This is a genomic window from Pseudomonas sp. B21-053 (assembly GCF_026016365.1).
GTDB classification, from domain to species: domain Bacteria; phylum Pseudomonadota; class Gammaproteobacteria; order Pseudomonadales; family Pseudomonadaceae; genus Aquipseudomonas; species Aquipseudomonas nunensis.
The window spans coordinates 245,981-260,675 of the sequence record NZ_CP087205.1; the positions used below are offsets into that span (position 1 = coordinate 245,981).

General features: G+C 58.9%; 14 protein-coding genes. 12 read left to right on the plus strand and 2 right to left on the minus strand.

Translation table 11 applies throughout. The features are described from left to right. Positions 1-105 precede the first annotated feature (105 nt). Both LOY68_RS01070 and LOY68_RS01075 read right to left on the minus strand, forming a co-directional pair. Positions 106-1,722: an alkaline phosphatase family protein gene (locus tag LOY68_RS01070; protein WP_265042451.1), complete on the minus strand. Its 1,617-nt coding sequence runs from the start codon at positions 1,720-1,722 to the stop codon at positions 106-108. Between the two features lie 199 nt (positions 1,723-1,921). After that, complete coding sequence (locus LOY68_RS01075) at positions 1,922-2,866, minus strand: LysR family transcriptional regulator (RefSeq protein WP_054047877.1); 945 nt, start codon at positions 2,864-2,866, stop codon at positions 1,922-1,924. 165 nt (positions 2,867-3,031) lie between these two features. Between LOY68_RS01075 and LOY68_RS01080 the strand changes: the two genes are divergently transcribed. The 12 genes from LOY68_RS01080 (at position 3,032) to LOY68_RS01135 (ending at position 14,673) form a co-directional block, all read left to right on the plus strand. Next, positions 3,032-5,383 (plus strand): TonB-dependent receptor, encoded by a 2,352-nt coding sequence (locus LOY68_RS01080; protein WP_265042452.1) that lies wholly within the window; start codon positions 3,032-3,034, stop codon positions 5,381-5,383. A 210-nt stretch (positions 5,384-5,593) separates the two neighbouring features. Beyond that, on the plus strand, positions 5,594-5,920 hold the full coding sequence (locus LOY68_RS01085; RefSeq protein ID WP_163907699.1) for a hypothetical protein: 327 nt from the start codon (positions 5,594-5,596) through the stop codon (positions 5,918-5,920). A 361-nt stretch (positions 5,921-6,281) separates the two neighbouring features. Next, positions 6,282-7,103: an energy transducer TonB gene (locus tag LOY68_RS01090; protein WP_265042453.1), complete on the plus strand. Its 822-nt coding sequence runs from the start codon at positions 6,282-6,284 to the stop codon at positions 7,101-7,103. 45 nt (positions 7,104-7,148) lie between these two features. Continuing rightward, entirely contained in the window at positions 7,149-7,874 is a 726-nt protein-coding gene (locus LOY68_RS01095; protein WP_054047869.1) for a MotA/TolQ/ExbB proton channel family protein, read from the plus strand. A gap of 1 nt (position 7,875) precedes the next feature. Next, on the plus strand, positions 7,876-8,277 hold the full coding sequence (locus LOY68_RS01100; RefSeq protein ID WP_003220570.1) for an ExbD/TolR family protein: 402 nt from the start codon (positions 7,876-7,878) through the stop codon (positions 8,275-8,277). A 273-nt stretch (positions 8,278-8,550) separates the two neighbouring features. Continuing rightward, on the plus strand, positions 8,551-9,132 hold the full coding sequence (locus LOY68_RS01105) for an alpha/beta hydrolase (RefSeq protein WP_163907701.1): 582 nt from the start codon (positions 8,551-8,553) through the stop codon (positions 9,130-9,132). Positions 9,133-9,183: 51 nt separating this feature from the next. Next, positions 9,184-10,113, plus strand: a complete 930-nt coding sequence (locus LOY68_RS01110; RefSeq protein ID WP_163907702.1) for a sigma 54-interacting transcriptional regulator — start codon at positions 9,184-9,186, stop codon at positions 10,111-10,113. A 252-nt stretch (positions 10,114-10,365) separates the two neighbouring features. Next, on the plus strand, positions 10,366-11,148 hold the full coding sequence (locus LOY68_RS01115; RefSeq protein ID WP_123599489.1) for a MetQ/NlpA family ABC transporter substrate-binding protein: 783 nt from the start codon (positions 10,366-10,368) through the stop codon (positions 11,146-11,148). A gap of 562 nt (positions 11,149-11,710) precedes the next feature. Beyond that, a complete protein-coding gene (locus tag LOY68_RS01120; protein ID WP_054047861.1) occupies positions 11,711-12,376 on the plus strand; it encodes an amino acid ABC transporter permease in 666 nt (221 codons plus the stop codon). Then, positions 12,357-13,016: an amino acid ABC transporter permease gene (locus LOY68_RS01125; protein ID WP_054047859.1), complete on the plus strand. Its 660-nt coding sequence runs from the start codon at positions 12,357-12,359 to the stop codon at positions 13,014-13,016. Before LOY68_RS01120 ends, LOY68_RS01125 begins: the two co-directional genes overlap by 20 nt. Continuing rightward, a complete protein-coding gene (locus LOY68_RS01130; protein WP_265042454.1) occupies positions 13,013-13,795 on the plus strand; it encodes an amino acid ABC transporter ATP-binding protein in 783 nt (260 codons plus the stop codon). The genes LOY68_RS01125 and LOY68_RS01130 overlap by 4 nt, the downstream gene beginning before the upstream one ends. Next, a complete protein-coding gene (locus LOY68_RS01135) occupies positions 13,792-14,673 on the plus strand; it encodes a transporter substrate-binding domain-containing protein (RefSeq protein ID WP_054047854.1) in 882 nt (293 codons plus the stop codon). The genes LOY68_RS01130 and LOY68_RS01135 overlap by 4 nt, the downstream gene beginning before the upstream one ends. Positions 14,674-14,695: the final 22 nt, after the last annotated feature.

The following is a 14,695-nucleotide window of genomic DNA, read 5'->3' on the forward strand; positions in this document are numbered from 1 at the left end:
GACCCTGTGGGAGCGGGCTTGCTCGCGAAAGCGGTGTATCAGTCGCAGCTATGTTGCCTGACACACTGCATTCGCGAGCAAGCCCGCTCCCACAATTTGATTGGGTTACCACACGCCGATCTGGACCAATTTCTCTGTTTCGGGCTCGCCATAACGAAACCGCTGCCCGCGCAAATCAATCTCCTGATGACTGATGGTCGTGCGCCGCTTCAACCCGCGCACCCACTCGAACAAATACCCCGCATGCTCTTCGCGTACCGCCGCATACGTCGGATCCTCGCCTAAATTCTGCAACTCCTGCGGATCATTCAGCAGATCAAACAGCTGCGGTCGAAAGCCGTCATACGCCAGGTATTTCCAGCGCTCGCTGCGCACCATGGTCATGCGGCAACGGTCGATCGGTTGCTCCAATCGCTCCCGTGCAGGGGCCTGGAAGGCGTAGTCGTACTCGCTGATCGCATAGCGGCGCCAATCGGTTTCCTTGCCGTGCAGCAGCGGGATCAGCGAGCGTCCTTCAAGCCGGTGATCGGCGCTCGGCAACCCAAGTGCGTCAAGGAAAGTCGGCAACGCATCGATGGTTTCCACGAGACGATCATCCACCGAACCCCGAGTGACATCCGCCGCCACACGCGGATCGCGCACGATCAGCGGAATCCCCACCGCCGGCTCCAGCAAAAACTCTTTCTCCCCCAGGTAATGGTCGCCCAGGAAGTCACCGTGATCGCTGGTGAACACAATCAGCGTGTCATCCCAGCGGCCATTGCTTTGCAGAAAATCGAACAACCGCCCGAGCTGATCATCGACCTGTTTAATCAACCCCATGTAAGTTGGCACCACGTTCAGGCGCACCTCGTCGCGGGAGAAATTCAGGCTCTCTTCATGCTGGCGAAACGCGTTGTACACCGGATGATCGCTTGCATCGCCGGGCGCAGCGCGCACCGGATCAATCACCTGATCGGCGCCGTACAACGCGTGATACGGCGCCGGGGCAATGTAGGGCCAGTGCGGCTTGATGTACGACAGGTGCAGGCACCACGGCTGCTCGCCTTGCTCGCCGATAAAGTCGATGGCGCGGTCGGTGGTGTAGACCGTTTCCGAATGCTGTTCGGGGACACGTGCCGGCAAATGAGCGTTGCGCATTTTCCAGCCGCTGAGGACTTCTCCCCGTTCGCCTTCGGCCGCGTTGGCCCAGTCGTGCCACGGGTTGCGGCCCTCGAAGCCGTGGTCGCGCAGATAGTGGGTGTAGGGCGCGGACTCGCGTTTGTCGTCGAATAGCGGGTCGTCGGGGAAGATCCCGTCGTGGCGGAAAAAGGCTTCGAAACCGACCTCATTCAACACCTCTGCCTGCTGACTAAGCGGGTCGATGGCAAGGCGTTGCAAGGCATCCAGATTAGGCGTGGCGTGGGTCTTGCCCACCAGCGCGGTGCGGATGCCGTGAGGGCGCAGATAGTCGCCAATGGTCAGTTCTTCCAGGGGCAACGGCACCGCGTTCCAGGCCACTTGATGGCTGCTGACATAGCGACCGGTGTAGGCCGACATCCGCGACGGTCCGCAGATCGTGCCTTGGGTGTAGGCGCGGCTGAAACGCACGCCGGCAGCGGCCAGGCGATCGATATTGGGCGTGTGCAAGTGCGGATGGCCGTAGCACGACAGGTAATCGCGACGCAGCTGATCGCACATGATGTACAGCACGTTGCGCACGGGTTTTTGGGTGTGGGACATGGGGTTCACCGATCGGAAGACAGGCGAGGGTTTTCGCTGGTGGGGCGGGGTTGAGGCAAGTGCATTTGGGGAATGCGGTTTATGCAGTGGGTGCATTGGCGCCTGGTCTGGCCTCTTCGCGAGCAAGCCCGCTCCCACATTGGTATTGCGTCGTTCACAAATCCCCTGTGGGAGCGGGCTTGCTCGCGAAGGCGGCCTATCAGACGGCAAGATTCTCCAGCGAACACACCTCTTCATCCTGCTGATCAATCTCCTTGATCTGCGCAATCATCGCTTCGGCCAGCGGCGACAAACGATACCCGGCACGACTGACAATCCCGTACCGCGTGTACAGCTCCTCCAGATCATCCGCCAACCCATCAATCTTCAAACACACCAATTCACCCTTGGCATGATGCAGCGCATCGGCGTACGCGCCGACAATCCCGATTGCATCCGAACGCATCACCACGCTCAACAGGCTGTAGCTGTTTTCGCATTCCACATTCGGCGTGAAATCCGGACGGCCGCTCAGGTCGACGATGACTTTGCGCAGGTTCGGCGGGCGGATGCTGACGGCCATCGGATAACTCATCAACTCCGCCGCGCTGACACTTTCGCGCCCCGCCAGTGGATGCCCGGCGCGGCAGCAGAAATGCCATTTGCGCGGGCGCAGGCGTTGGGTCAGGTAATCCGGGTCCGCTTCGAAATAGCGGGTGTCGGCGACGAAAAATTCAAACTCCTCACTCAGCAGTCGCTTGCTCAGGCTCTGCCAATCGTCCACCTGAAACTGCACCCGCGCTTTCGGATAGCGCCCGATGAAGGCGCCGATCGCGCGCGGGATCAATCCCGCCGCTGGCGCGGGGCCGCAACCGAAGCGCAACTCGCCGGCCTCCAGGCCATTGAACTGGCTGATCTCGTTGGCCATCTGCTGCGCGCCGCTGACCAGCCGCCGCGCGTGTTCGAGCAGCACCTGACCCTGTTTGGTCGGCGCTAGGTCCTTGCGTCCGCGATCCACCAACTGACAGCCGACGCTGTGTTCCAGCGCCTGGATGCTGCGGCTGAAGGCGGATTGCGAGAGGTTCACCGCCTGCGCACCCGCGACGAAACTGCGCTGGTCGGCGAGGGCGATGAAGTGTCTGAGCTGGCGCAAATCGATATGCATTTTTCACATAAAAAATATCGGGCAAATGCATTGGATATGCATTAGGTCGACTCCTTATAAAGGCAATCTCTTATGCAGTAAATCTTTGTAAAAACATAAATAAATAACTTTAAAGAATATGCAGTGCGAAAAGCCGTTGCGTGTTTTTTGACCAGGAGCCGCCCCATGAGTCCGTTGAACCTTGCGTCACCCTTATCGCCCCGACGGCTCAAACGCCTGCCCCTGGCCCTGTTGCTGGCGGGAAGTGCCCAGGCTTATGCGGCCGACACCACGACTCCGGAAGCGGCTTCTGCTGGCAAAACTACGGCCGACAGTTCGCAACTCGAAACCGTGACCGTTACCACCCGCCGTCGGGAGGAAAGTTCGCAAGATGTGCCGACGCCAATGAGCGTGGTCAGCGGCCAGGCCCTGGAAACCCAGCGGGTCTATCGCATTCAGGATCTGCAACAACTGGTGCCGAGCGTCAACGTCGCCTACATGCATGCGCGCCAGTCCAGCGTGTCGATCCGCGGCCTCGGTAACAACCCGGCCAGCGATGGCCTGGAGGGCAGCGTCGGGCTCTACATCGACAACGTTTACCTCGGGCGTCCGGGCATGGCGGTGTTCGACCTGATGGACATCGAACAGCTCGAAGTGCTGCGGGGGCCGCAAGGCACGCTCTTCGGCAAGAACACCACCGCCGGCGTGATCAACATCAGCACCCGCGCGCCGACATTTACCCCGGAACGCAGCATTGAAACCTCGGTGGGCGAGGACGGTTACTTCCAGACCAAGGGCACGATTTCCGGCCCGTTGAACGATGAGCTCGCCGGACGTTTTTCCGCGTATCGCACCCGCAGCGACGGCGACATCAAGAATGAATTCAACGGCAATGAATTGAACGGCGGTTCGCGCGACGGCTTCCGTGGGCAGTTGCTGTACAAGCCCAACGAGTCGTTCAACCTGCGCTGGATCGGCGATTACAACGAAGAGGATTCCAGCGCCGGCACCCGCGTGCTGTACAGCACCGGGCCGACCATCAATGGCGTAAACCAATACCAGTCGCGGGCCACTGCGGCGGGCGCGACTTTAGTCAACGGCTCGCATCGCAAGGTCAATCTGGACAACGACCAACACGTCACGGTGCATCAGGGCGGCACGTCGCTGGAGGCCAACTGGACCTTGCCGAACGACTTCACCCTGACGTCGGTCAGTTCCTATCGCTGGTGGAATTTCACCCCGCGTAACGACGATGGCTTGAACGTGCCGGCCAGCTACAACGCCGGAGTTTCGGTGGAGGATAAGCAGTACTCCCAGGAATTCCGCCTCGCCTCGCCCAAGGGTGAATTCTTCGATTACGTGCTCGGCGCCTATTACTTCGGTTCGGACCTGGACAACAAATCCTTCTCCTATTACGGCCCGCAAGCGGACATCTGGAACGGCACGCCACGGGGCGCATTGGCCAACGTGGACAGCGTCGGCAACGGCCATATCGAAACCAACAGTTTTGCGCTATTCGCCCAAGGCACTTGGCACCTCACCCCGCGTCTGGACTTTACCGCTGGCGTTCGTGGCACCTATGAAGAGAAAAACGCTTGGGTGACGCGTGATGCTCCGGTAGGTGGTGCGGCGTTAACGGGCGCGGCGGCCACGGCAAGACGCGGTCGTACGGGCGCCTACGACTCCGGCGACCTGAATCAGTACAGCTCAAGCCCTTCCGGCCTGTTGAACCTCAGTTATCGCTTTACCGATGACTTGCTCGGCTACGCGACCTTGTCCCACGGCGAAAAATCCGGAGGCGTGAACCTCGCGGTCGGCTCCGCACCCACCGCAGGCGCCGACTCGTTGCTGATCGGTACCGAGCGCGCCAACAACGCCGAACTCGGCTTCAAAAGCACCCTGTGGGACCGCCGCCTGCAACTCAACGCCAACGTGTTCTGGACCCAGGTCAACGCCTACCAGACCAACGCCTACGACGACGTCAACCGCGTGCAATACCTGACCAACGCAGGCTCCGTGCGCTCGCGCGGCGTGGAAGTCGAAAGCACGATCATCCCGTTGCGCGGCCTGACCCTGAACCTCAATGGCTCCTTCAACGACGTCAGCTACCTCTCCTACAAAGATGCACCGTGCCCGCCGGAAGTCAGCTTGCGCCCAGGCGCACCGGCCTCTTGCGACCTGAGCGGCCATCAGGTGGTCGGTGCCTCGAAATGGATCGGCAACGCCAACGGCGAATACAAATGGAACCTGAGCAACGGCTTCGAAGAGTACGTCACCGCCAGCTACGCCTTCCGCTCCAAAGCCGTGGGCACGGTGGAGGATTCCGATTACGGGCAGATCCCGAGTTATGCGGTGGTCAACTTATCCACAGGCCTGCGTGGCGACTTCAATCAGGGGCAGTGGGATGTCTCGCTGTGGCTGAAAAACGCCTTCGATAAAACCTATTACACGACATTGTGGACCGGTGGGAATGGTGGTTATGAAGGCTTGCTCGGAACGCCTCGGACGTTGGGCGTAACTGGTCGCTATGATTTCTGACTGGCTTAGTACTGTCGGAAGTAATCTTTGATTGTTTCGGAATAACTTATGAAGACTCTGCATAGTAGATATCGCATTTTCGTCGAATAATAAGTCTGTTTCCGCGTGGACAATAAACGATTGTCGAACCATGCTCTGTTTCGTGAGTTTCCAGGAGGAAACTTGCTCTCATCGGAAGACACTTATTTAACAGATAAAGGAAGTCGAACCATGTCGAGCATTAATGGTACTTACGTGAACTCGAACTCTGGCGCCAAACTGGTTATTACCGACGGTAATGACTCGAATGGGACCTTCAGCGGCAAGCTGAGCCAGGGCGGGGTGAACTACGATGTCGCTTATGGGCACTATCACTTCCAGAACAGCACCGGCCAACCGACCATCATCACCCTCACCGGGCTGAATGACGGCACCGGTTACCAAGCCTGGACGCTGTTCTCGCCGGATCACAACTATTCCCGACTACGGGCTGCGGGTTCGCGCAATAACTTCGATGGTGATGTAGTGACGTTGGGTGGCGAATTCGTCAAGCAATAAACATCGCTGTAATAAACAACAGGCTGATGCATTTAACATGCATCAGCCTGTTTTTATTTGTGGGTGACGCCTGCTGTTGTTAGTTGATTCTCATCCTCTTTCCTCATAAAACGATGCCTTGCGCGAATACTTTCAATGCTTGAAATGCATCGTTTTTCCAGCGCTACGCTGCAAGCCTTGTACGACGTGGCTTTGGCGAATTTGACCGATTTTCATATTCGATCTGGATCTATCCATAACTTTAAAGATTACTTTAAGAGATAAGCGTCTGGCCCAATGATTGGCCCCTCGATACGCCGCGCGGGGGATGGATAAGCGGGTGTATGGGGTTATTCGCAAAGAGACCGCAGGGAGTTAATCAATGGGCAATGTCCAGACCGCCGCCGGCGCACAAGAGGTGCTTTGGCGCCAGGCGCCGAGTGGCGAGTTGGTCGACCTCGGCCGGGTGCATCGCGTGCCGTTGGGCCAGTTGCGTTTGCAGCGGGCGCCCAAGGGTATTTTGAGCCGACGTGAAGCGATCCTGCTCGGCGTGCTGGCGTTGCTGGTGCATGGCGCGGTGATCTATTGGGTCAATCAACAGCCGATCAAAGAACTGCCGATCGTGCCGCCGGAAATTCCGCCGATGACCATCGAGTTTTCGCGTCCGGCGCCGCCCGTGGTCGAGCCGCCTCCACCGCCTCCACCTCCACCGCCGCCTCAACCGGTGGTCGAGCCACCTCCGCCGGTGCAAGACGAGTTGGCCGTGAAGCCGCCGCCACCGAAACCGATTCCCAAGCCAAAACCTGTGGTCAAGCCTGTGCCAAAACCGGCTCCCAAAGCCGTCGAGCAACCACCGGCGCCGCCACAACCCACAGCGCCTGTCGCGGCCCCGGCACCGCCCGCGCCACCCGCGCCGGCACCGGTGACTCCCGCTTCGGCCAACGCGGCGTACCTGAAGAACCCGGCGCCGGAATACCCGTCCCTGGCTCAGCGTCGCGGTTGGGAAGGCACGGTGTTGTTGCGGGTGCATGTGCTGGCCAACGGCAAGCCCGGTGAAATCCAGATTCAGAAAAGCAGTGGTCGCGATCAGCTCGACGAGGCCGCGTTGAACGCGGTGAAGCGTTGGAGCTTCGTCCCGGCCAAGCAAGGTGATGTTGCCCAGGATGGCTGGGTCAGCGTGCCCATCGATTTCAAGATTCATTAAACCGAAACCAATTTCGCGCGAAAAATTTACACGAGGGAATACATCATGACGTTACTGGCCTCTCCACTTGAATCCATCGAAAGCGCGGTGATTTGGCTGCTGGTGGTTTTTTCCGTAGCCACTTGGGGTTTGGCGTTGCTCAAGGGCGTGCAGTTTGGCCGCCTGAAAGCCCAGGATCGCAAATTTCATAAACAGTTTTGGGCCGCTTCGAGTCTCGACTCGGCGGCCGAATTGAGCGAAACCCAGCCGGGTGCTGCGGCGCGTGTGGCCCAGGCGGGTTACGCGGCGATCCAGGTCGGTGAAGCGCCGCCGGCGAATGACTTGAGCCAGGCGATCAATCATCAGGATCGCCTGGAGCGCGCCTTGCGTCAGCAGATCGTCCGCGAGCGTCGCTCGCTGGAAACCGGGCTGGCGGTGGTCGCGAGTATTGGCAGCACCTCGCCGTTCATTGGTTTGTTCGGCACCGTGTGGGGAATCATGGAAGCGTTGAAAGGCATCAGCGCGGCGGGTTCGGCGAGCCTGGAAACGGTGGCCGGGCCGATTGGCGCGGCACTGGTTGCCACGGGTGTGGGGATCGCCGTCGCGGTGCCGGCGGTGCTGGTTTACAACTACTTTTTGCGACGCCTGAAACTGACGGCGGCGGACTTGGACGATTTCGCCCATGACTTCTACAGCCTGGCGCAGAAGAGTTCGTTCCGCCTGCTGATTCACCCGACCTCGCACAAAGTGGTCGCTCAGGGCGGCGCGCAGAAAGTGAAGGAGGCGTCCTGATATGGCCTTCTCCACGCAAGACAGTGACGAGGTGCTGAGCGAGATCAACGTGACACCGCTGGTGGACGTGATGCTGGTGCTGCTGGTGGTGTTTATCGTCACCGCGCCGCTGCTGACCAACGCGATCCCGATCAACCTGCCCAAGACCGAGGCTGTGGCCCCGGTGGAGCAGAAAGACCCGCTGGTGGTGAGCATCGATGGCGCCGGCAAGTTGTTTATCAACAAGGATGAAATCCAGCCGGACTTGCTGGAGTTCAACCTCAAATCGGCGAAGGCCAAGGACCCTGAAGTGCGCGTGCAATTGCAGGCCGATGACGGGGTGAATTACGGCGAAGTGGCGCGGGCGATGGCGTCCATTGAGCGGGCGGGGATTACCAAGTTGTCGGTGATTACCGCGCGCTAACAGATTTCAAGTTTTCCGGGGCCGTCTCCTTGGCAGGGTGCGGCCCTTTTTTTATGCCTAAAACACCGACCCCCTGTAGGAGCTGCCGAAGGCTGCGGATCTTTTGATCTTGCTTGTAAAAATCAAAATCAAAAGATCGCAGCCTTCGGCAGCTCCTACAGGGATCACCATATATTCGATATGGGTCTTAATAAATAGCTTCTTATTCCTTAACGAATATAACTCTCATCCCTATAATCGATCAGGAACAGACAAGCAGCAGGAGAGCTCCCCATGCGCAACGAATCAATTCGCTACCTGATTGTGCCGGGCTGGCAAGGATCGCCAGAAGATCATTGGCAAACACATTGGCAGAACAGTCTGCCGAACAGTGCACGGGTGGAGCAGGCCGATTGGCTGACACCGCGCCGTGAAGACTGGGTCGCGGCGCTGGCCGAGGCGATTGCCGCCGACAGCACGCCGGTGATCCTGATCGCCCACAGCCTGGGTTGCATCACCGTTGCCCATTGGGCGGCTACGGCGCCACTGAATTTCCTGCGTCAGGTGCGCGGTGCCTTGCTGGTCGCGCCCGCAGACGTCGAGCGTCCGGCCTGCGCACCGGCCTTGCGTAACTTTGCACCGATCCCGACCACGTTGCTGCCGTTCCCGAGCCAGGTTGTCAGCTCCGATAACGACAGCGCTGTCAGCGCAACCCGCGCGATGGAGTTGGCCCGTAACTGGGGCGCCGAGGCGGGGATCCTGGCGGGTGCCGGGCACATCAACGTCAAGTCTGGTCACCAGCGTTGGGAGCAGGGTTTTGCCTATCTCTATCGCCTGCAAAACCGCATGGAACATCACGCCCTGCGCCGCGCTTAAATTTTATTTTTAACGCCCCCGTCTCCCGGCGGTTTTGGGCGGGAGTCTGCCATGAGTTTTGAAACTTTCGGTCAGCCATTGCTGACCTTCCCCGACGCCGAAAAAAGTCCCCTGAGCATCCGCGCCAAGGCGCTGGTATTCGTCGATCCGCGTTCGCGGCAGTTGCGCCAAGAGCTGGAGCAACTGGCCCCGCGCTCCATTTCAGTATTGATTCGCGGTGAAACCGGCAGCGGCAAGGAATTGCTCGCGCGGCACATCCACCGTGCGAGTGATCGTGGCGGCTTGTTCGTCTCGGTCAATTGCGGCGCGATCAGCCCGACCTATGCCGATGCCGAATTGTTCGGTTATGCCGCCGGCAGCTACACCGGTTCGGCCAGCAGTCGTGCCGGCTGGTTCGGCTCGGCCAATGGCGGGACGCTGTACCTGGATGAGATCGGCGATTTGCCGCTACCGATCCAGATCAAACTGCTCTCGGCGCTGGAAAACCACGAAGTCACCCGCGTTGGCGCGCACCAGCCGAGCCCGGTGGACGTGCGCCTGGTCGCGGCTACCAGCATCGACCTGGCTCAAGCAGTGGCGGCCGGGAAATTCCATGAACGGCTTTATCACTACCTTAGCGAAGGCCAGCTCGAATTGCCGGCGCTGCGTGAGCGGGTGGGCGACATCCTGTCCCTCGCGGAATACTTTCTGGGCATCTATAGCCAGCGCCTGGACCTGCCGGTGCCGTTGATCAGCGAAGCCGCGCAACAGGTGTTGGAGGCGCACAGTTGGCCGGGCAACACCCGGGAGCTGGAGAATGTCATCCACTTTGCGCTGCTGGTCAGCACCGGGGATGAGATCTTGCCCGAGCATTTGAATCTGCCGGAGGCATTGCCGTCGTTGGCGCAGATTGAACGGCAACTCAAACAGATCCTCGCCAGTGGTTCCGCTGCCGAGCAAACAGCCCTGAAACAACTCCTCAACAACGCCGGACTCCTGTAGGAGCAAAGCTTGCTCGCGAACCAGACAACGCGGTGTCTCAGGAAGGACGCTTTCGCGGGCAAGCCTCGCTCCTACGGGTAATGTGCAGGCTAGAGCTGTATGAACAAAATGGAATATGAAAGTGAATAAAAGATATTGTTCGGGAATAAAAAATCCCGGTATTGTCCGCTTCACGCCAGCGATAGCACTTCACTGGCACACGTACTAATAGCCGTCGTCATTGGCGACCGTGATTTTCGATAAGGACACTGCATGAAAAAGGTTCTGTTGTTCACCGCATTGGCGGCTGCCCTGACTGCGGGCCTGGCCCAGGCTGGCGAGAAACTGGTGGTTGCGGCGACCCCGATTCCACACGCCGAGATTCTCGAACTGATCAAACCGACCCTCGCCAAAGAAGGCGTGGATCTGGAAATCAAAGTCTTCACCGACTACGTTCAGCCGAACGTGCAGGTCGATCAGAAGCGTCTGGACGCCAACTACTTCCAGACCCTGCCGTACCTGAAAAGCTTCAACGAAGGCAAAGGCACCAACCTTGTCACCGTGATCGGCGTGCACGTTGAACCGTTCGGCGGCTACTCGAAGAAAGTCAAAACCCTGGCTGAGCTGAAAGACGGCGCAACCATCGCTATCCCGAACGAAGGCAGCAACAGCGGCCGTGCCCTGATCCTGCTGCAGAAGGCGGGCCTGATCGAGTTGAAAGACCCGAAAAACGCTTTGGCTACCCCGAAAGACATCGCCAAGAACCCGCATAACTTCAAGTTCAAGGAACTGGAATCGGCCATGCTGCCGCGTGTTCTGGACCAGGTCGACCTGGACATGATCAACACCAACTACGCGCTGGAAGCAGGCCTGAACCCGGCCAAAGACGCGCTGGTGATTGAAGGTGCAGATTCGCCTTACGTGAACTTCCTGGTGGCTCGTCCGGACAACAAGGACAGCGACGCGATCCAGAAACTGGCCAAGGCCCTGACCAGCCCGGAAGTGAAAGCGTTCATCGCCAAGAAGTACAACGGCGCGGTATTGCCGGCGTTCTGATTCGACGCAGCTTTAAACCCCTTCAAGGTTTCGAACGCCGACGGCTTATATAGCGTTGGCGTTTTTTATTGGCCCGAAGATCAAGAGATCGCAGCCTCGTTTCACTCGACAGCTCCTACATTGAATGCGTATCCCTGTAGGAGCTGTCGAGTGAAACGAGGCTGCGATCTTTTGCTTTTTAAGGTCTAGGCCACTCCGGCCTTCAACGCCCTGCGCAACGCCACCAGCAACTTCACGATGTCCTGCGGGTCCAGCGGTTGCGGCACTTTTGCGTCAGCCATTTTTCTCTTCCTTGTGATGGTTTGGCCGGGGAGTCTGGCCAAAAGCTGTGCGTCCTTGGAGGGGCTTTTTGAAAAATAGATCCTTCCTACAGCGCAAAGGAAAATAGTCGTCTTCCGTTGCTGTCGCAAATCCGTGGGATAGTTTTTTGCGTGATATCAATATGCTTTAACGGTATTTAAATTCTTCTTTTTATACCTTTAAAGTCGTTGTCTGCCGGGTAGTTATCCACCGCCCATGGACTGCACCACCGTCGCTTACCGAGCGGCGTCCAGGATGTTCAATGACCTTCGATTACGCTTTTATCCTCAGCACCCTGCCGGCGTTTCTCAAAGCCGTGGGCGTGACGCTGCAGGTTGGCTTCATCGCCATCGGCACGTCGCTGCTGGTGGCGCTGATCAACGCGACGATCCTGGTGTTTCGCACGCCTTACCTGCAGCGCTTGGTCGGGCTGTACGTGGAGCTGGCGCGTAACACCCCGCTGTTGATCCAGCTGTTCTTCGTCTACTTCGCCTTGCCGGCGCTGGGCATCAGCGTTTCCGGTTTTGCCGCGGCGATCATCACCATGACTTTCCTCGGCGGCGCCTACCTCACCGAAGTGCTGCGTGCCGGTGTGGATGCGGTGCCCCAGGCGCAACTCGAATCCGGTCGCTCCATCGGCTTGTCCCACGGCCAATTATTGCGCTACGTGATCCTGCCGCAAGCCGGCATCCTCAGCCTGCCGTCGCTGTTCGCCAATTTCATTTTCCTGCTCAAGGAAACCACCGTGGTCTCGGCGGTGGCGGTGCCGGAGATTCTCTACACCACCAAAAGCTACATCGCGCTCTACTACAAAACCTACGAAATGCTCGCCGTGCTGACGCTGATTTGCGTGCTGTTGTTCTTGCCGCTGTCGCTGCTGCTCAGCCGTCTGGAAAGGAGGCTCCAGCATGGCCAGTTCGGGTCTTGAGTTGCTGTGGGTGTCTTTGCCGCAACTGGGCAAGGGCGCAGCGCAAACTTTGTCGATATCGTTTCTAAGCATCGCCATCAGCACCGTTGGCGGCGTGCTCTACGGTGTGTTGCGCACGCTGAATTCGAAATGGCTGAACGCGATCCTGCGGGTTTATCTGGAGCTGTTCCGGGCGATCCCGGTGCTGGTCTGGCTGTACCTGCTGTTCTTCGGCCTGCCGATTTTCTTTGGCCTGAGCATCCCGAGTTTCTGGTGCGCGGTGCTGGTGTTGTCGCTGTGGGGCGCCAGCGAGGTCGGCGAAGTGGTGCGCGGTGCGTTGCTGTCGTTGCCGCGCGGCCAGCGTGAGGCGGGGTTGTCGATTGGCCTGAACGGCCCGCAACTGTTCGGCTACGTGCTGCTGCCCCAGGCGCTGAAACGCATGACGCCGCCGACCATCAACGTCTACACGCGAATCATCAAGACCAGCTCCCTGGCGGTGCTGATCGGCGTGGTGGACGTAATCAAGGTCGGCCAGCAGATCATCGAGCGCACCTACGAATCGGTGCTGATCTACGGCGCGCTTTTCCTGTTTTTCTTTTTCATCTGCTACCCGCTTTCGGCCGCCTCGCGCGTGCTGGAGCGGCGCTGGACGCAAGCATGAGCGCACTGATCGAGTTCAAGGGTTTCAACAAGTTTTTCGGCGAGCAACAGGTGCTCAAAGAGATCGACCTGAGCGTGAAACCGGGCGAAGTCATCGTCATCCTCGGTCCCAGCGGCTGCGGCAAAAGCACTTTGCTGCGTTGCCTCAACGGCCTCGAAGTCGCTCACAGCGGCAGTTTGAATTTCAATGGCCGCGAGTTGCTCGACAAGGGCACCGACTGGCGCGACGTGCGCCAGCAGATAGGCATGGTGTTCCAGAGTTATCACCTGTTCCCGCACATGAACGTGCTCGATAACCTGCTGCTCGGCCCGGTCAAAGTGCAAAAACGTGATCGCCGCGACGCCCGCGCCCAAGCCGAAGCGTTGCTCGAACGCGTGGGCCTGCTGGACAAGCGCGATGCTTATCCGCGCCAGCTCTCTGGCGGGCAGCAGCAACGCATCGCGATCGTCCGTTCGCTGTGCATGAACCCCAAGGTCATGCTCTTCGATGAAGTCACCGCCGCCCTCGACCCGGAAATGGTCAAGGAAGTGCTGGAAGTGATTCAGGGCCTGGCCCGCGAAGGCATGACCCTGTTGATCGTCACCCACGAAATGGCCTTCGCCCGCGCTGTGGCCGACCGCATCGTGTTCATGGATGCCGGGCGCATCCTCGAACAAAACCCTCCCGAGCTTTTCTTTACGAACCCGCAAACCGCACGAGCGCAGCAGTTCCTGGAGAAATTCTCCTACGTCGAAGCCCTGCCCAAAAAGACTCAAACAAAGGAACTGGAACCGCTATGAAAACTGCCAAGTCTTCACTCTTTTTACTGCCGCTGCTCGGACTCGCGCTGCTGGCTGGCTGCAACAAATCCGAAGAAACGCCGAAGCCGAAAGTCGCCAGCGAAAGCGCGGCGCCGGCCAGCTACCTGGATAAAATCAAAGCCCGGGACAAGCTGATTGTCGGCGTGTTTACCGACAAACCGCCGTTTGGTTTCGTCGACGAGGCCGGGCGCTACGTTGGCTTCGATACCGACATCGGCCGTCAATTCGCCAAGGATCTGCTGGGCGATGAAAACAAAGTCGAGTTCGTCGCGGTGGAACCGGCCAGCCGGATTCCGTTCCTGCAAAGCGACAAGGTTGACCTGATCCTGGCCAACATGACCGTGACCCCGGAGCGCAAGGAAGCGGTGGAATTCACCAACCCGAACCTCAAGGTTGCGGTGCAAGCGCTTGTCCCACAGGGCAGCTCGGTGAAAAACCTCGATGACCTGGCGAGCCGCACCACCATCGTCACCACCGGAACCACCGCCGATATCTGGCTGACCAAGAATCACCCGGACTGGAAACTGCTGAAGTTCGAAAAAAACTCCGAGTCCCTGCAAGCCTTGGCCAATGGTCGCGGCGACGCCTATGCGCAAGACAACCTGGTGCTGTTCAGCTGGGCCAAGCAGAACCCGGGCTATCGCGTGCTGGAGCAAACCCTCGGTGCCGAAGCGCCGATTGCGCCGGCAGTGAAGAAGGGCAACATCGAACTGCGGGACTGGGTGAATGTCGAGTTGGCGAAGTTGGGTGAAGAGAAGTACCTGCTCAAGCTGTACGACCAATATGTGCGTAAAGAACTGAGCGATGACACCAAGCCTGAGAGCGTGATTGTCGAGGGTGGGAAGTGGCAGGGGTGATGACCAGACCTATGCGGTAATC